Source organism: Nocardia salmonicida NBRC 13393 (assembly GCF_001613085.1).
Lineage (GTDB): Bacteria > Actinomycetota > Actinomycetes > Mycobacteriales > Mycobacteriaceae > Nocardia > Nocardia salmonicida.
In genome coordinates this window covers 99,183-116,611 of the sequence record NZ_BDBR01000001.1, presented here as the reverse complement: position 1 = coordinate 116,611, position 17,429 = coordinate 99,183, and the positions used below count along the sequence as shown (strand labels likewise).

The window sequence follows — 17,429 nt, the reverse complement described above, 5'->3', positions numbered from 1 at the left end:
AGTCCTGCTCGACAACCTCCACGCACACCCTGATGCGCACGGCGTCGGTATCGGTACCAGCCTCATCGAGTCGGGCCTGAGCTGGTCGGCCGCTACCTACCCCGACCGCCCGGTCTACCTGGAGGTCCTCACCGCGAACACACCCGCCATCAAGTTCTACGAGAACAGAGGCTGGCACCGAACCGGTTCCGGCACCGTCACATTCGAGGCGGGATTCACTGTCCCCGAATACGAGTACACCTGGCAGCCGACGGGGTGAGCAGTGTGTGACGGCGTCGGCCAGTGAGATCGCCCGCACGCGAGGATCGGCACCCATCACCAACGCTGTGATACTCGCGGTGACGAGCAGTCCCCCGAGAATGCCGGGCCGCCCGATGACCGGCAGGCCGGATACATGCACTTCGCCGTCCGGCGGTTCGTGGTCGGCGAGCTGATGAGTCGCCGCGCCATACAAGCCCATCGTGACACCGAGCCCGAATTCCCCACAAAGACTGATCGCAGGCACACCCGGGCATCTATCACGTCGCGCACCACGTGAGACCCACCGAAGATAACCATGTTACTCTATCGTTCGTCGTTGCTATGCCTGGGAAATCCCAGCGGTAAATCATCGACGATCGGCGAATCACACGGTCCATCGTCCCGCCGCCCACGACCGAACATATTCACCACCACGTACATAAAGGCGACGCATGAACACAGAACCTGTGCGCAGATCGCTCACAGCGACAATGTCCCAGCGGCCGCCGGCGAAAGCTGCGGATGCCGCCGCCTGGCAGCACTCGACCCGGTCGGCGGTCAGGTCGCTGTCATGTTTACCCACCTGGACCGACCGCCGTATCGACATCGTTGTACTTGCTCCCGGAGGCCGGGGAAGGTTCTGATGTCACGGCCCCCATCTCCTCGCCCCGCCGAGCCCGACACTCATCTCCGAGTGATCACGGGTGGTCTGGTGGTCGACTTCTGCGGTTGCCGCACCGCCGTGCGCAACTTTCTACACGACTGGCTTTCCCGCCCTCATCCCTCCATCACCGCGAGCGAGATCAGGGACGGCTTCCTCCCGTACCGGCGAATGCCCTGCGAAGCGCTGTGGTTGGACCCGTAGTCGCGGCCACACCTGCCGGGCCCGAACATCGGGTCGACCAGATGGCCAGCCGTCGCTGAAAGCGAGTGAGCGGCGTCAGCTGTTCTTGAAGGGGTTGAAGGTCTTTCCGATGAGGTAGCCCAGGCGGGTGGGCAGAGGCTTCATGGCGGCGGCGGAGATCTTGTTGACGATGCCAGGGACACATACGGGTCTGCCTTTCATCACGGCGTCCCAGCCCTCGGTGACGACGGCTTCGGGCTGCTGCCAGAGGATACGGGGCAGATGGTCGGCTTTGTCGCGAGTGCCCATGACGTCGTGGAATTCGGTGTGGGTCAAGCCGGGGCACAGGGCCGTGACGTGAACGCCGTGGGGTTTGAGTTCCATGTCGAGGGATTGCGAGATGTTGAGAACATAGGACTTGATGCCGGTGTAGAGCAGGCTGGCTCCGGGTGGAGCGAACGCGGCGACCGAGGACAAGTTGACTATGCGGCCCCAGCGTCGCTTCTTCATGCCGGGGATGACCAGGTGGGCGAGTTCTGTCGGGGCTGTCACCATCAATTGGATCTCGTCGGCCAGGGCGTCCCATGGGGTGTCGGCGAACGCGGTCTTGCCCGACAGTCCCGCGTTGTTGATCAGGACGTCGACATCCAAGCCCTGCTGGTCGGCGTACTCCACGATCGCGGCGGGTGCGGCGGGGTCGGTGAGGTCGGCGGCGAACACCTCGCAGCGAACATCGTGGCGTTCGCTCAGCTGCGAGGCGAGCTCCTGTAGACGATCGGCGCGGCGGGCCACCAGCAGCAGTTGGTAGCCGTTCGCGGCCAGGTGGTGGGCAAACGTCGCGCCGATGCCGGCGGACGCGCCGGTGATCAACGCGGTGCGGGGAGATGTGGTCATGGTTCCTTCGTTCGGATGGTGGCAGACAGGTGGGCGGTGTTCAGGCGGGTGGGCCGGGCAGCTCGCGGGGGCCGGGTGTGAAGTCGTGCCGGGCTGTGCCGATGTCGCCGCGGTAGGAGCCAACCGGCCCGGTCAGCAGGAAGGGCCGGGGGACGCGGCGCTGGGCGTCGGTGAATCCCCAGGTGCCCATGCCCAGGTAGACGCCGGGCGCGGCACGCCGCACCTCGTCCACCATGTTGATCGACCCACACAGCGAGGCGTAGGCGCGATAGATGAGCGTGTAGGCCGCAGCACCGTCGTAGCGCGAGGGTGCCAACAGCGTGCGCATCGGGTAGCGCTGCCGGACCTGGCCGAACTCGGCGAAAGTGTTGTAGCCGCGCCCGCCGTTCTCATCGACGGGCCGGAACGCCTTGCACAGCCACGGACCGAGCGGGTTGGCCACGGCCACCTTTCCGGTCACCACCGCGAACAGGTTCGGTTGGGCAAGCAGAGCGGCGGTGTACTCGCCGTCGATCTCGGCGATCGTAGGGGCTTCCAGGGTGGTGAACAGGGCAAGCAGGCCGCTGGTATCGAGCCGTCGCAGCTCGGCGGCCGCGTTGTCGGTGTCCATGGGAACCAGCCTCATCTCGTGATCTCTTGAACGTCGCTCAAGAAGCCTAACGATTTCTTGAGCGATGTTCAAGATAGGGTGGTCAGGTGCCAAGGAATCGACGCCCGCAGGACCGCGCGGAGAAGCGCGAGGAGATCATCGCCGCCGCGCAGCGCCTGTTCATCGATGACGGCTTCGAATCGGCGTCCACGGCGCGGATCGCCAAAAGCGTGGGAGTCACGGTCAATACGATCTACTGGTACTTCCAGGACAAGGACGAGTTGCTCATCGCGGTCCTCGACCGCATCCTGGCCGAGGCACTCGCCACCTACGCGGAGATCGACGGCCTGTCGTTGAACGAGCGGCTGCTGTGGGTGGTCGACCAGCTGGAAGAGATGCACGGACTCGTCAATACCGTGCACTCCCGCGTAGCGGCCTCCCCCGCCATCGACGTTTGGCACGCCGGTTTCCACCAGGTGGCCGACGCGCTGTTCGCCGACAACCTCCGCGCGGCCGGAGTCACCGAGACCGACCTCGCCGCCATGTCCGCCATCGGCACCTTCGTCATCGAAGGACTCCTCACCCACCAGCACGACGACGCGGGCAAGCGAGCGGTCATCGACTTGCTCGTCCGGAGCCTCACTGCCGCCTCCGGTCGACCCGGGCCGAACTGACCAGCGCCGGGGCCTAGCAGCCCAAGGCTCCACCGTCCCGTGCGCGCATTCAATGCGCCAATCGGGCGGCCATCGTGGCCAGGTTGTCGGCAAAGGTCAGCACGAATTCGACGCACAGGTTGATCAGTTCGTCGCGGCTGATATCCATCCCGCCGTCGAGCCAGGCCAGGACCAATTCGGCGGCGCCGCCGGTGATCATCAGCGAGACCGCACTGACCAGTGTTTCACTGCCGGCCGGCGGGTCGAGCAGTGCGCGTTCCTGTTCGGCGACGACGTCGGCGATAGTGCGCATGGCGGCGGCGCGGCGGCGCATCAGGATTTCGCTGCCGTGCGCCTCGGCGAAAGCGATGCGGGCGCGGCGGGGGTCGTCGACGACGGATTCGAGGATGGCGGTGACGGCTGCCCGCGTTTTGGCTGCGATGTCATCCGGTGCGGCGGCGAGTGCGTCCAATGAGCTGCGGATCGCGGTTTCGATGATCTCGTCGTGTACGGCGGCGGCGAGTGCGTCGAGGTCGTCGAAGCTCTCGTAGAAGAATCGCGGACCGACCTTGGCCTGTTCGCAGACTCCGCGCACGGTGGTCGCAGCCCAGCCCTGGGTGCCGATGATGTCGAGGGCAGCGTCCATCAGCCGCTGGCGGCGTTCGTCGCGTCGCTGTTCGGCCGAGGTGCCGCGATAGATGCCGGTCGCTGCCCGTGTCACAGCCCTCAGTATGCCGCATAGGAAATAGGAATCAATCGTTTACGGAAACGACTGATTCCTGTATGTTCCAAGTCACACCACATCGCAACGGTGCGAGAGGACAACGAACATGATGTCGACCCTGGGCCGACGGGCCAAATACGCCGTATCCGCTCTTGCCGAGCGATATCCTTCGCAAACCCGCGCGCTGGCAGTCCCGCTGCCCGGCAGCGGATTACGTCCGATCATGGGCGATTACGGTGTGCCGCTCATCGGGCACGCCATACCCGCGATGAGCGACAGTCTCGAATTCGCCCGCCGCCGTTTCGACAAGTATGGGCCGGTGCACTGGGCCGGACTCGTCGGGCGACGCGTTGTCATGGTCGCCGGGCCGGAGGCCACCGAAGAGGTACTCGCCGACCGCGACAAGGTGTATTCCGCACAGCGCGGCTACACCTTCTTCATCGGCCCGTTCTTCCACGGCGGCATCCTGCTGCGCGACTTCGAGGAACACCGCTACCACCGTCGGATTCTGCAGCAGGCCTTCACCCGGCCGCGGTTGGTCGGCTATCTCGATATCACCAGCCCGGCCATCGAGCGCGGTATGCGCGACTGGACACCGAATCGCGATTTCCAGCTCTATCCGGCGGCCAAACGCCTGCTGCTCGGCTTGTCCTCGGAAGTGTTCATGGGGGCGAATCTCGGGTCGGAGGCCGCCGGGCTGGAGCGCGCGTTCATCGATGCGGTGCGTGGCGGCCAGGCGCTGGTGCGCACGAATCTGCCCGGCGGTCTGTGGGCACGCGGACTGCGCGGGCGCGCAGTGCTGGAGGATTATTGCCGTCGCGAACTGCCTGCCAAACGCGCGGGAAATGGCGAGGATCTGTTCAGCGTGTTGTGCCGCACCGCGTCCGAGGAGGGCCATACATTCACCGACCAGGATATCGTCGACCATCTGATCTTCGTCCTGCTCGGCGCGCACGACACCAGCACGATCGCGGTGTCGATGATGGGGTATCAACTCGGATTGCATCCCGAATGGCAGGACCGGCTGCGCGCCGAATCGCAGGCGTTGGGCAAGGAGTCACTCGACTATGCCGATCTGGACCGGCTGCCGACCCTGGATCTGGTCTTCAAAGAGATTCTGCGGATGTACTCCCCTGTCGGGCAGCAGGTCCGCGAAACCGTGCGGGATACCGCGATCCAGGGTCAGTTCGTCCCCGCTGACACCTTGGTGATGATCGGCTCGTACTCGGCCATGCGTCAGGCCCGCTGGTGGAACGACCCCGACGTGTTCGATCCCGAACGGTTCACGGCCGAACGGCACGAGGACAAGGCTCACCGCTATACCTGGGCCCCGTTCGGTGGTGGCGCGCACAAATGCATCGGACTCTATTTCGGCGGTATGACAGTCAAGGCGATCATGCACCGCATGCTGTTGCACTACCGCTGGACCGTGCCCGCCGACTACACACCGCCGATGGGCTGGGCGACCGGCCCAGTCCCCCTCGATGGCCTACCCATCCGACTCGAACGCCTCGGCGCCTCGGTGTCCGCATGAAGATCGCCGCCGACCGCACCCGTTGCAAGGGCCACGGCATGTGCGAAGCATTGCTGCCCGACATCTTTCGGGTCGACGACGAAGGCACCGTGACGGTGCTGACGGACCGGGTAGCCGAAGCCGAACTCGACGACGTGCGGCTGGCGGTCGACAGTTGCCCGGTGGAGGCATTGCGCCTGTCCGACTGAAGCACACTCGCGCCGGGGTTGTCGATGATGTCGCCGGAGATGATCCCAAGGCGGCCGGGTGGTCGACTCGGGGTCAGCGGACGCATTCGGGGGCGGTATCAAGGCTGGTCAACTGGACCCGTCAGCTCACCATTACAGCGAGCATCACCAGACACTGCCGACCGCACAAGCCACCGCATGGCAGTGACGCTCAGAGAATCGGTGAACGAGCGGTCCCGAGCGCATTCAAACCTTCGATCTCGCGGTGGTGCGGGTAGGGGCGCGGCGCTCTGGGGAGAACGAGGCGAGTCAGGCACAGCTCGATGTCGTGAGATGGCAGTGCGTTTCGCGCGGCTGTCGCCGGTGTCGGCATGGGATCGGCAAGTCGCGTGACCGAGTCGGCCGTCGTTCGCGTAGAGAGCCGTGCGTCCCAGCGGACGCGGACTTTCGGCACTTCTCGCCATCCTGACGGCACTCCATGCTGAGTCAGCAGCCACACAAGGAGGTAACCGTGTCACTCGCACGCAGCGACGATCCCGCTCTCGACACATCGTCCTACCCAGAACTCGCGCCCGACGGCAGCGCCAGACCAGCGACGACAGTGCGCTGGCCCGAGCCCAGCCCGCTCCAGGGATGGTGGGACGAAGTCATGAGCTCTGCCGGTCACCGATCTGCTGACCATTCGGCTGCGACTCACGAAAGTCCGGGCATTCCTGCCCGCCCGCGGCATCGAGGTAGCCCCCAGCACGCCCGACGACGGGCCTGATCAGATGACTGTATCCGGCCTCGCCGCACGCGGGAGTCCATGTCTTCGCCGATCCCGCGTGCCCTGCCCACCGGACCACGGGCCGCGAGGTGAAACCACACACGGGCGACATCGTGTCGGCGTCGCCGGATTCAGGCCGCCGCGTAGTGATCGACCCACTCGTTGTAACCACCGATCAGGTCGCTGACCTGCTCGATGCCCGACGATCGGAGCAACGACGCGGCGACGCTCGAGCGCCACCCGCCCGCACAGTGCACGACTATCGGCACACCGGTCGGGATCTCCCCGATCCGAGAACGCAACTGCGCCAACGGAATCGACTTGGACCCGGGAATCACGCCGAACTCCCGCTCGCCGGGATTGCGGACATCGACAAGAGTGACCGCACCAGCAGCGAGCAACTGGCTCAACTGCTCGACAGTCGTCCTGGGTGCAGCCCGAAGCAGATGCCTCAGTTCGGCGGGGAAGGCGCCGTCGTGCTCGACATTGAGATATCCGAGCGCTTCGTCGGACCCGATTCGCGCCAGTCTCAGCGCGGCGTCCTGTTCCTCGCCGGGATAGGTGATCAGCACGATCCGGTCGCCGATCTCGGCGACCATTCCGCCGGTCTCGGCGAACCGACCGTCGAAACCGACATTCACCGACCCGCGCACATGCGCCGCGGCGAAATCGTCCGGGCTCCGGGCGTCGAGAACGCGCGTACCGCGATCCAACTCGCTCAGTAACTGCTCCACCGTGACAGCCGGGATGCTGCGATCACGATCCAGCACTGCCCGATTCTGTTTGTTCAGAGCGGCGTCGACGTGGAAGTACTGCGGGACCGCCGGTTGGCCGTCGGTGATCAGCGCGACGAACGAGTCCTCACTCATCGGCTGGACCGCCGGATTGGTTCGCCGCTGCTCACCGATCGTCGAGGTCAATTCCGTGGACAGGTTCTTCCCGCACGAGGAGCCCGCACCGTGCGCGGGCATGACGATCACCGAATCGGGCAGGTTCAGCAGTGTCTGATGGATGGTCCGGTACATGGCACGCGCGAGGTCCGACGTCGAACCGTCGCCGAGATTCACCAGGTCGGGTCGACCCACGTCACCGATGAACAGAGAGTCGCCGGTCAGCACGGCCGTCGGGCGGGCCGACGCGGTTTCGCGCACCAACAGGCTGATCGATTCCCAGGTATGCCCCGGAGTGGACAGCACCTCCAGATCGACCTCACCGAGCGAGACATGTTCACCGTGCGCGAGTCGCCGGATCGGATAGCCGGTTTCCGCCGCGGTACCGAAACCGATCCACGCCCCCGTGGCCTCGAGCAGCTCGAGGTGGCCGGAGACGAAGTCCGCGTGGAAGTGGGTGTTGATCACCCCCTCGATCGTGAGCCCGTGCCGCTGGGCGTCCTCGAGATATTCGGTGACGTCTCGGCGCGGATCGACGACGATCGCCCGGCCGGTGCTCTCGTCACCGATCAGGTACGAGGCATGGGACAGGCATTCGATGTAGTACTGCTCGAGAATCACGCTTCCTCCAATCCGAACAAGGGCTCTTCGTTGCCGATGTGGACAAGAATGACATATACCCCCTAGGGTATGCAAGTACCCCGGGGGGTATACACTCGGGCACGCATCAACCCCGAGGCCTGTGGCCACCGACACCCCCTGGTTGATACCCCCCAGGGTATTATTGCCTGATTCCCCCATTTCCGAGGAGGCCCCATGTGTTATCCAGTCACCTGCCCGACCTGCAAGAAGACAACTTGGGGCGGCTGCGGGTCCCACGTGAGCAGCGTCATGAAATCCGTCCCCGCGTCCCGCCGCTGCGACTGCAAGAACGAGTCCGCACCCGCAGACGAGCTCGGGTTCTTCGCCCGCATCCTCGGCCGCTGAGCCCGAGCGCGATGTGATCCACATGCCCGCGGGGGACGTTCCGTGAACCGCCGTACTGGATAGCACCGACCAGACGCGGTGACCTCACCAACATTTCCCGTGGGCCCAGTGCGCCCCGAAATATACCCCCTCCCGTATAAGGAGTATTGACATGAGCAGCAATCACGCGGTCGTCCGCGGTCGAACGCCGACGACGAAGCAGGCGCCGGGGTCCGCCCCGCCGACCGAGCCGGGCGGCGCGTTGGCCCGCATGGGAGCAACGATGACCACGCACGCGAAGTGGGTCTTCGGCGTGTGGTTGATCGCCCTGGTTGCCCTCGGCGCCGCCGCTCCGAGCGTGTTCAGTTCACTGGCCGGCGCCGGCTGGCAGGCCAACGGGTCGGAATCGGTTCAGGTCCGCGAGCTCGCACAGCAGCATTTCGGCGGGAACTCCTCTGCCGCCGTGCAAGTGGTCGTGCACTCCGATACCGGCTCGGTCTCCGATCCCGCGGTGCAGCAGGTGCTCGCCGAGGCGACCGCCATCTTCCAGGGCGACGACCGCTTCGGTGCGGTGATCGCGCCGCAGCCAGGGATGTCGATCAGCCCGGACGGCCACACCGGAGTGCTGATCGCCGGTGCGAACGCGAGCACCGACGAAATGGTCAAGGCTGTCGACGATCTCAAAGGCCAGTTGACGGCGCTGTCGAAGGACGGGGTCGAGGTCTACCCCACCGGCGCGTCCGCGCTGTGGAGCGACTTCAACAAAGCCAACCACGACGCGATGATCAAGGCGGAGATGTTCTCCTGGCCGGTGACGCTGGCGATCATGGTGCTCGCGTTCGGCTCGCTCGTCGCCGCGGGTCTGCCGCTGCTGCTCACACTGGCCGGGCTGATCGCGTCGGCGGGCGGGCTGGTGCTGCTCAACTCGGCCACGCCGATCTCGGTGTGGGCCATGAACTTCGCCATGATGTTCGCCCTGGCTCTCGGTATCGATTACGCCCTGTTCCTCGTCGCGAGATTCCGTGACGCGTTGAGCAAGACCGGCGACTCCCGCGCCGCGGTTGCCGAGACGATGGATACCGCGGGCAAGGCGGTCGTCCTGTCCGGACTGACCGTGCTGGTGAGCCTGTCCGCCGTACTGCTCGTGCCCGCCCCCGCGGTGCGGACCATGGCCGTCGGCATCATGCTCGCGGTCGCGTTCGTCCTCGCCGCCACCTTGACGCTGCTCCCGGCGGTGCTGGGCAAGCTCGGGCCCAAGATCAACGCCGGTTCGCTGCCCTACGCCAAACGCCAGCAACACCGGTCAGCGCGCTTCGAGTCCTGGGGCAGACTGCTGCACAAGCATCCGTGGCCCTTCGCCATCGGCTCGCTGCTGATCCTGGCGGCATTGTCGATTCCGGTGCTGGACTTGAAGGTAGCCATGCCGTCGATCCAGGTCGTGCCGACCGACGCACCGGTTCGCCAGGGCTATGAGCTCATCCAGGCCCAGATGGGCGAAGGCGCTCCTGGCATGTTGCAGATCATCGCCCCCGCCGCCGAAGCCGAGGCGACCGCCGCTGCCGCCCGGGCGACCGACGGAATCGCCATGGTCACCCCGCCGATGCCCAGCGCGGACGGCTCCGGTTACGCGATGGTGCAGGCGATCCCGAACGTCGACCCCTCCGACAACGCGATGGGCGCGATCCTCGGCCAGCTGCGCGCGGACCTACCCTCGCAGGCACTCGTCGGCGGCGCCCCGGCGGAGAACCTCGACCTCCAGCAGGCCCTCAACGACTATCTGCCGTTGGTCATCGGTGTCATCCTCGTGCTCGGCTTCGCGTTGCTGCTGGTCGCACTGCAGGCGCCGCTGATCGCGATCTTGGGCACAGTGGTGAGCCTGCTCTCGACCGCGGCGGCATTCGGCGTGGCCAAGCTGATCTTCCAGGACGGACACGGCGCGAGTCTGCTCGGCTTCACCCCGCAGGGCTTCCTGGACGGTTGGGGGCCGGTGTTCTTCTTCGCGATGATCTTCGCGATCGCGATGGACTACACGGTATTCCTGCTCGCGACGGCCAAGGAGCACTACGAGGAATCGGGCGACCCGGAGCACGCGCACGTCATGGGGCTGGCGCATTCGGGCCGAATCATCGCCGCCGCCGCGGCGGTGATGGTGGCGGTGTTCTTCACCTTCGCCTTCGCCGAGCCGTTGCCACCCAAGGAGATGGGCATCATCCTCGGTGTCGCTGTGCTGCTCGATGCGGTGTTCATCCGGCTCATGCTCCTGCCGGTACTCCTGCGACTGACAGGGCACGCCGCCTGGTGGTCACCGGCCTGGCTGCGCCGCGTGCTGCCGAAGATCAGCTTCTCCCACGGCTGACGCGATGGGGGTATGCATGGCGTGGATCACCCCACCCTGCATACCCCCTGGGGTATAGTGGAGGCAGGCCCCAGGAAAGGAATCGTCATGGTCGGAAACGACGAGAGTATCGCGCTGGTACTGAATCGGCTGCGCCGCGCACACGGGCAGCTCGCCGGGGTGATCTCGATGATCGAGAACGGGCGCGACTGCAAAGACGTCGTGACCCAGCTCGCCGCGGTCTCGCGCGCGTTGGACAAAGCAGGCTTCAAGATCGTCGCCAGCGGACTGCGTGAATGCCTGACCGGGGAGTCCGCGGACGGCAAGCAACCCATGAGCGAAGCCGAGCTCGAGAAGCTTTTCCTCGCCTTGGCCTGACAGATCCACGAGAAGGGAAACGCCCGTGCCGAACCTCCCCCGCCATCAGGGCTGGACTGTAGAACGAGTTGTGCCGCTGATGGCCGGCGTGATCGTGCTGGCGAGCGTGGCCTCAGCTGCGGTCTTCTCGCCGTGGTGGCTGCTGCTCACCGGTTTCGTCGGCGCCAATCTCGTCTTCTACTCGATGGTCGGATGGTGCCCCGCCAGCCTGATCATGGAAAAAGTCGGCCTCGAACGCGCCAGCTGCCGAATTCAGCCGACCACCCGCTAGACCCCCGGAATCCACACCAACGAGAACGGAGACCCACCGATGAACCTGGCACTGTCCACCACACTGGAAACGTCGTTCGAGGATGCCGTCGCCCGAACCCGAGCGGCATTGCAGGAACAAGGATTCGGCGTACTCACCGAGATCGACATGAAGGCCACCATGAAGGCCAAGCTCGACGTGGACATGGAACGGTATCTGATCCTCGGCGCCTGCAATCCGCCGCTGGCGCATCGGGCCGTGGAGGTCGACCGACAGATCGGATTGCTTCTGCCCTGCAATGTGATCGTGCGCGACAGCCCGGCCGAGGAAGGCACGGTCCTGGTGGAGGCGATGAACCCCGAACTGCTGGTGCAGGTCACCGGCGAACCCGCCCTCGCGGCGATCGCCGACGACGCCGGCCGACGCCTGCAGGCCGCGATCGACGCACTCACCGCCGGCGACTGAATTCCACGAAAGAAGCCGACACACACATTCACCCGAGAGCACCTGGACAGGAGACGCCGATGACGATCCTCGTCTCCGCGGTCCTCGGTGTCGTCATCGGAATTCTGCTCGGCCTGCTGGGGGGCGGCGGTTCGATTCTCGCCGTCCCAGGGCTCGTCTACGGACTCGGGATCCCACTCGGACAGGCGGTGCCGATGTCACTGCTCGTGGTCGGCGTTTCCGCACTGTTCGGCGCCATCCCCAAAATCCGGTCCGGCCGAGTGCAGTGGCGAGTCGCAGGCATGTTCGCCCTGACCGGACTACCGGCCGCGTTCGCAGGCAGTGCGATGAACCGAGCTCTTCCCGCACCACTGACACTGGCAGGATTCGCGGTGGTGATGATCGCCGCCGGAGCTCGAATGATGTCCGGCACGGGGGGAATCGGCACTGCCTGCCGCGTGGAGGGATCCACCATCGATTGGCGCCGCTGCACCTCCCGCGCCGTTCCGGTCGGCCTCGGCGTCGGATTCCTGACCGGACTCTTCGGGGTGGGCGGAGGATTCCTCATCGTCCCTGCCCTCGTCCTACTGCTCGGCATCGAGATGTCCGCGGCGATCGGCACATCTCTCGTGATCGTCACCGCCAATTCGAGCTCCGGACTCCTCGCCTACCTCGGCGATCTCAGCCTCGACTGGCGCGTCACCGCAGTGTTCACCGCAACGGCCATCGGCGGATCACTCATCGCGGGCCGCTACGGAAAGCACGTCGACACCACCCGGCTACAGAAGTGGTTCGCCTATCTGATCTTCGCGGTGGCGGCCTTCGTCCTCATCGAAGTGATCTTCCTCCGGTAGCCGGGCGACCGTAGCTCACCGATACCGAAGCGAATCGGCCGTCGACGAAGGTACCTGCTCCCCGGCGGCATCGGCGTGCTGGACGCCGGGATCGTCGTAATCCAGCGGCACCGGCACGGTGGCACACTGTAATTCCGGCGCCTCGGTCGCGACATCGGCAGGACACGACCCTCAGCGGACCTGTGCCGCGGCCGTCCCGTCGGGCGCACACGCCAGCGTGGACAGCACGACCACCGCGACCGCCGCCCCGAGCCCCGGCGCGTGTTTCGTTTCCGGCCCGAATGACATGATCGTGTAAACCACGGGCGATTCGGTCACGATCGGCATAGACATCCAGTTCTCGTATGCGGCGCTGACTGTCGGCTAGCTGCAGCGCCACGGCGGCTTGTTCGGCGTAAGTGGCCATCAGTGATTGGTCCATTTCGCCGAGCTGGCTGGCACCCACGGGGAAGAACCGAAGTCAAGATTCCGTGACCGTTCCGTTCGCCCGCAGTGGGAGGGTGAGTACCGGCCCGAAGTCCTCGATCGAGTCGAAGATCGGATTGTCGGCCGGGATGTCGGCTGCGACCGCCTGCCCGGAACGGAATGCCTCCGCCGAATGCGAGTCGTTGAGCGGCATGTGCTTACCTACCAGGGATTCGGCATGGATGCCGGCGGCCACGACGACCAGGAGCTCGGTCACCTCCTCATGGGGCAGATCCGGGTCTTCCGGTAGTGCGAGGAACGTACAGGCCGATCCAGTGAGGGACCGGCCGCGTTCGGCGACCAAGCCGAGCTTGTCCTCCGGCGTGCCACCGGCCAGAAGTTCGGTGGATATGTCGCGGATGGGCTCGAGCTGTACAGGGACACCGAGAAAGGTGCGCATCGGCGGATGATTTTCAGGGAAACCTACCGAGGATGGATGATCGGACAAATTCGACAGCCGAATCGGCTTCGGCTCGGCGATCAATACGCCGAGCGCACCGAGCCCGCGAGGCAGATCACCGTCAGTACCCGGGTCCGATCATCGATCCCCTCGTAGACGAACTCGGCGAGTCGCTACTGGTCTCGTCTGTTTCCCGGACCCCCAACGCGCCGTAGTCCGCATCGACGATCTGGGCGATCCGGTCCTGGACCTCGCTGAGTAGTTCACGCAAACGCAGCTGAGACAGGGTTTCGGTCACCGGAGGACTACCGACCGCCGACGCGTCGTCCATGGGGCAGATTCTTCCAAGGAAGCGCCACCCCCGACCCACCCCGCCTGGGCGCCATAAGCCAACCGTGACACTTCTCCGGTCGAATATCCCGTGCGTTCTCTACACCGCTCGTGTCGCGAGAAACTCGACGCACATACCGATGGTGGCCAATTTTGGATAGTCGACCTCGTCGATGCGAAGGCCCGTCGCCGTGGTGAGCCGCTCGACGAAGGTCAAGAAATCCAGGGAATCGAGGTCGAGGGTGGTGCGCAAAGGAACATCGGAGCGCAGGGCCGCCAGATCGGCAGCCGTCGCGAAGCCGCGTAGCGCGCTTCGAACGGTCGCCTCCGCCGTTTCACGGGACAATGTATCGGACATGTCGTTCACACCTTTCCGAATTCACAACCGCTCCGGATGTTGCAGCAAGTCGCCGATCGTATTGAGAAAGCGCGCACCCACCGCGCCATCGCTGACGCGGTGGTCGGCGGACAGCGTCATCGTTACCTGTGGGCGGACTCCGAGCAGCCCGTTCACCGCGCACGGTCGCTCGCTGACGGCGCCGAGGCCGACGATCGCCACTTGAGGTGGGGGAATCACTCCGAACACCGTCTCCACACCCAGGTCGCCCAGATTCGTGACGGTGATGCTCGCCGGCGCGGCATCCGAGGACAGCAGCCGTGCCGACCGTGCCCGGCTGACCGCACCGCGCAGCCGAACCATGAGCTCGCGGAGCGGGATCGTGTCGGCGCCGACGATAGTGGGAGCGATCAGGCCGCCCCCGCGCAGGGAGACGATGACACCGAGATCGACGGAGACGGACGGACGGTACCCGCCGTCGAACCAGTGGCCGTTGACGTCGGGCACCGCGAGAGCGGCCAGCGCCACCGCACGCAACTGCACCGCGGCCATGATCACCCGATCCTGCACCGGCGCGGCCTCGTTCACTGCGTGCAACCACGCGGTAGCGGCATCCAGATCTACGGTGGCGGAAAGGTAGTAGTGCGGGATGGTCTGCTTGGACTGTGTCATCGCGGTGATGACAGCTCGGCGCATCGCGGCCCGATCCCGCGGCCCACTGCTCGACTGCGGGGCCGTGACATCCTCGGTAGGAATCACCGGACTCTCGTCAGCAGGCGTTGCCTCCTCGACATCGCGGGATCTGATCGCGCCGTCGGGTCCGGTGCCGTGGAGAGCGGAGAGGTCGACATCGCGGCGGATCGCCAAGTCACGGGCACGTCCGGACGCTCGGATATGGGGTGACGGATGCGTCGCACCGTCGGTCCTGGGGGATTCGGGCACGGGCGCCTGCGCAGGCGTTGCGGACGCGACATCGCGAGCGGTGACGGCGTCGTCTATGTCACCGCGCAGGACGCGTCCATCTGGCCCGGAACCGTGAACAGTCGACAGATCGATACCCGCCTCCTGCGCCAAACGCCGGATCAGTGGGGTGGCCCGCACCTCGTCGATCGATGTCGAGCGGGTGACCTCCCGCGGCGCGGAGTCGCTTGCGAGCCGCTCCGGCGACGGAGGGTGCTCGGTGGCGGGGTGATCGACCGGTCGAATCGTCGCCAGTACGGTGCCCACCGGCACGGTGGTGCCTTCCGGTACGAGCAGCTCCCCAATAGTTCCGTCTTCGAAGCATTCCACTTCGATCGCGGCTTTGGTGGTGTCGACCTCTGCGACGATATCGCCCTTGTGCACGACGTCACCCGGACCGACTCGCCATTGCAGCAAGGTGCCCTGCTCCATGTCCGCCCCCAGCGACGGCATCCGGAACTCAGCCATCACCCACCACCTCGCGCACCGTAGCGACCACGTCGGCGACCTGGGGCAGCGCGGCCTGCTCCAAGTGTTGGGCATAGGGGATCGGGACCTCCGCCGTGCACACACGGCGCACGGGGGCGTCGAGCTCGTAGTAGGCATTCTCGGCGGCGCGCGCGGCGATCTCGGCGGCGATTCCCACACTGCGCCAGCCCTCATCGACGACGACGAGTCGATGAGTGCGGCCCAGCGATTCCAGCAATGTCGGCTCGTCCAATGGTCGCAGCACTCGCAGATCGATGACCTCGGCGTCGATGCCGTCGGCAGCCACTTCTTCGGCGGCTGCCTCGGCCACTCGCAGCGCGCCACCATAAGCCACCACGGTCACCTCCGAGCCGCGCCGGGTGATCCGCGCCTGGGTGATATCGGTCGCGCCCGCGCTCTCGTCGAGATCCGCCTCGCTGTTGTACAGGGCGATCGGCTCGAAGATCAGCACCGGGTCTGGGTCTTGCAGCGCCGTCCACAGCATGCCGCGGGCGTCGGCGACCGTCGCCGCCGAGACCACACGGAGGCCGGGAATATGTGCGTAGAAGGATTCCAGGCTGTGCGAATGCTGGGCAGCAAGCTGCCGTCCCGCACCGGTGGCCATGCGGATGACCAGCGGGACCGATAGCTGTCCACCGGACATGTGGCGCAGCGTGGCCGCGTTGTTCAGGATCTGGTCCAGGGCCAGGAGGCTGAAGTTCACGGTCATGATCTCGACGATGGGCCGCAAGCCCCCGAGCGCCGCGCCGATGCCGGCACCGACGAAACCCGACTCGCTCAACGGGGTGTCTCTCACCCGGTCCGGGCCGAACTCGTCGAGCAGACCCCTGCTGACGCCGAAGCAACCGCCGTACGCGCCGACATCCTCCCCCATCAGGAAGACTCGTTCGTCGCGGATGATCGCCTCCCGCAACGCTTCACGTACAGCGTCCCGATAAGTCGTCGTTGTCATGCCGACTCCGTGTACACGTAGCGCGTCAGATCTTCGACCGGTTCGATGGGCGCAGCGTCGGCCACGGCAACAGCGGCATCTATTTCGTCGTCGGCGGCCCGCTCGAGCGATTCGAGATCGTCGTCGCGTAGCTCACCCGCGTCACGGAGCTGGGCGAACAGCGCAGGAATCGGGTCCCGCTGGACCCACTGTGCGATCTCGGCTTTGTCGCGATAGCGGTCCGCGTCGTACAGCGAATGCGCTCGAAAGCGATAGGTTCGCAGCTCGAGGAAGCACGGTCCGCCGCCTCCCCGGATGGTGGCCACGGCCCGGTCGGTCGCGACGGCCACCGCGCAGGCATCCATACCATCGACCGGCCATGCGGGCAGGCCGTAGGAAGCAGCGCGCAGAGCCAAGTCGGTGACAGCGTGTTCACGGGCGAGGGCAGTGCCCATCGCGTATCGGTTGTTCTCGCAGACGAACAGCACGGGCAGCCGCCACAGCGCGGCCAGGTTCAGCGATTCGTGGAACTCGCCCTCGGCCATCGCCCCGTCACCGAATAGGCAGACTGTCACGGCGGGTCGTTCCCGGACGGCATCAGCCAGCGCCAAGCCCACCGCGATCGGCAGGCCGCCGGCGACGATGGCGTTGCCGCCGTAGAAGCGACGTTCGGTATCGAACAGGTGCATCGATCCGCCGTGCCCGCGGCTACAACCGCTCACGCGGCCGTACATCTCGGCCATGATCGCGCTCATGGGGACGCCACGCGCGAGCGCGTGCCCGTGGTCGCGATAGGTCGAGACAACAGCGTCCTCCGGGGCGAGAGCGCTCAGCACGCCCGCCGCCACCGCCTCCTCGCCGATGTACAAATGGAGAAAACCTCGAATGGTTCCTTCACTGTAGAGCTGCACGCAGCGTTCCTCGAATCGGCGAATCCGAACCATCTGACGCAGTAGCTCGATGCGCTGCGCACTGTCCGGTGGGTAGTG

Annotated in this window: 19 protein-coding genes and 1 pseudogene; 10 read left to right on the top strand and 10 right to left on the bottom strand. The window is 65.7% G+C overall.

The annotated features are described in order from the left end of the window. Positions 1-259: GNAT family N-acetyltransferase (locus NS1_RS00585; RefSeq protein WP_157125045.1), on the top strand; the 259-nt coding region annotated here is incomplete at its 5' end. Between the two features lie 921 nt (positions 260-1,180). Here the strand turns inward: NS1_RS00585 and NS1_RS00580 are convergent. After that, positions 1,181-1,978, bottom strand: a complete 798-nt coding sequence (locus NS1_RS00580) for an SDR family NAD(P)-dependent oxidoreductase (RefSeq protein WP_062980532.1) — start codon at positions 1,976-1,978, stop codon at positions 1,181-1,183. Positions 1,979-2,018: 40 nt separating this feature from the next. Further along, positions 2,019-2,588, bottom strand: coding sequence for a hypothetical protein (locus tag NS1_RS00575; RefSeq protein ID WP_157125044.1), 570 nt, complete (start codon positions 2,586-2,588; stop codon positions 2,019-2,021). A gap of 86 nt (positions 2,589-2,674) precedes the next feature. Between NS1_RS00575 and NS1_RS00570 the strand changes: the two genes are divergently transcribed. Next, positions 2,675-3,241: a TetR/AcrR family transcriptional regulator gene (locus NS1_RS00570; protein ID WP_062980528.1), complete on the top strand. Its 567-nt coding sequence runs from the start codon at positions 2,675-2,677 to the stop codon at positions 3,239-3,241. Positions 3,242-3,290: 49 nt separating this feature from the next. Here the strand turns inward: NS1_RS00570 and NS1_RS00565 are convergent, their stop codons facing one another. Beyond that, positions 3,291-3,941, bottom strand: a complete 651-nt coding sequence (locus NS1_RS00565) for a TetR/AcrR family transcriptional regulator (protein ID WP_056809275.1) — start codon at positions 3,939-3,941, stop codon at positions 3,291-3,293. 109 nt (positions 3,942-4,050) lie between these two features. On the opposite strand from NS1_RS00565, the gene NS1_RS00560 reads away from it, so the two are divergent. Both NS1_RS00560 and NS1_RS00555 read left to right on the top strand, forming a co-directional pair. Next, positions 4,051-5,478 carry a cytochrome P450 gene (locus NS1_RS00560; protein ID WP_307592387.1) on the top strand — a complete coding sequence of 476 codons (1,428 nt, stop codon included), beginning with the start codon at positions 4,051-4,053 and terminating at the stop codon, positions 5,476-5,478. After that, the gene (locus NS1_RS00555; RefSeq protein ID WP_062980525.1) at positions 5,475-5,666 is read left to right on the top strand and encodes a ferredoxin; all 192 of its coding nucleotides are present in this window, start codon (positions 5,475-5,477) and stop codon (positions 5,664-5,666) included. The genes NS1_RS00560 and NS1_RS00555 overlap by 4 nt, the downstream gene beginning before the upstream one ends. 876 nt (positions 5,667-6,542) lie before the next feature. Here NS1_RS00555 and NS1_RS00550 read toward each other — a convergent pair. Continuing rightward, a complete protein-coding gene (locus NS1_RS00550) occupies positions 6,543-7,922 on the bottom strand; it encodes an MBL fold metallo-hydrolase (RefSeq protein WP_062980523.1) in 1,380 nt (459 codons plus the stop codon). Between the two features lie 195 nt (positions 7,923-8,117). On the opposite strand from NS1_RS00550, the gene NS1_RS40705 reads away from it, so the two are divergent. The 6 genes from NS1_RS40705 (at position 8,118) to NS1_RS00525 (ending at position 12,528) form a co-directional block, all read left to right on the top strand. Next, positions 8,118-8,288: a DUF8730 family Cys-rich protein gene (locus tag NS1_RS40705; RefSeq protein ID WP_169812729.1), complete on the top strand. Its 171-nt coding sequence runs from the start codon at positions 8,118-8,120 to the stop codon at positions 8,286-8,288. 151 nt (positions 8,289-8,439) lie between these two features. Then, complete coding sequence (locus tag NS1_RS00545; protein ID WP_062980521.1) at positions 8,440-10,623, top strand: MMPL family transporter; 2,184 nt, start codon at positions 8,440-8,442, stop codon at positions 10,621-10,623. An 87-nt stretch (positions 10,624-10,710) separates the two neighbouring features. Next, complete coding sequence (locus tag NS1_RS00540) at positions 10,711-10,980, top strand: metal-sensitive transcriptional regulator (RefSeq protein WP_056809283.1); 270 nt, start codon at positions 10,711-10,713, stop codon at positions 10,978-10,980. 25 nt (positions 10,981-11,005) lie between these two features. Continuing rightward, the gene (locus NS1_RS00535) at positions 11,006-11,251 is read left to right on the top strand and encodes a YgaP family membrane protein (protein ID WP_082843941.1); all 246 of its coding nucleotides are present in this window, start codon (positions 11,006-11,008) and stop codon (positions 11,249-11,251) included. Between the two features lie 39 nt (positions 11,252-11,290). Then, a complete protein-coding gene (locus NS1_RS00530; protein WP_062980519.1) occupies positions 11,291-11,695 on the top strand; it encodes a DUF302 domain-containing protein in 405 nt (134 codons plus the stop codon). A 59-nt stretch (positions 11,696-11,754) separates the two neighbouring features. Further along, positions 11,755-12,528: a sulfite exporter TauE/SafE family protein gene (locus tag NS1_RS00525; protein ID WP_062980517.1), complete on the top strand. Its 774-nt coding sequence runs from the start codon at positions 11,755-11,757 to the stop codon at positions 12,526-12,528. A 171-nt stretch (positions 12,529-12,699) separates the two neighbouring features. Here NS1_RS00525 and NS1_RS40700 read toward each other — a convergent pair whose 3' ends face one another. From NS1_RS40700 to pdhA, 6 genes and pseudogenes are all read right to left on the bottom strand, one after another. Further along, positions 12,700-12,861: a hypothetical protein gene (locus tag NS1_RS40700; RefSeq protein ID WP_169812727.1), complete on the bottom strand. Its 162-nt coding sequence runs from the start codon at positions 12,859-12,861 to the stop codon at positions 12,700-12,702. Positions 12,862-13,177: 316 nt separating this feature from the next. Continuing rightward, positions 13,178-13,724: pseudogene (locus NS1_RS42595) on the bottom strand (GAF domain-containing protein); the annotation flags it as partial. A 99-nt stretch (positions 13,725-13,823) separates the two neighbouring features. Further along, positions 13,824-14,081: an acyl carrier protein gene (locus NS1_RS00510; RefSeq protein WP_062980554.1), complete on the bottom strand. Its 258-nt coding sequence runs from the start codon at positions 14,079-14,081 to the stop codon at positions 13,824-13,826. A 21-nt stretch (positions 14,082-14,102) separates the two neighbouring features. Beyond that, positions 14,103-15,488, bottom strand: a complete 1,386-nt coding sequence (locus NS1_RS00505) for a dihydrolipoamide acetyltransferase family protein (protein ID WP_062980511.1) — start codon at positions 15,486-15,488, stop codon at positions 14,103-14,105. Continuing rightward, positions 15,481-16,461, bottom strand: a complete 981-nt coding sequence (locus tag NS1_RS00500) for an alpha-ketoacid dehydrogenase subunit beta (protein WP_062980509.1) — start codon at positions 16,459-16,461, stop codon at positions 15,481-15,483. Before NS1_RS00500 ends, NS1_RS00505 begins: the two co-directional genes overlap by 8 nt. Next, complete coding sequence (pdhA, locus tag NS1_RS00495; RefSeq protein ID WP_062980550.1) at positions 16,458-17,384, bottom strand: pyruvate dehydrogenase (acetyl-transferring) E1 component subunit alpha; 927 nt, start codon at positions 17,382-17,384, stop codon at positions 16,458-16,460. Before pdhA ends, NS1_RS00500 begins: the two co-directional genes overlap by 4 nt. Positions 17,385-17,429: the final 45 nt, after the last annotated feature.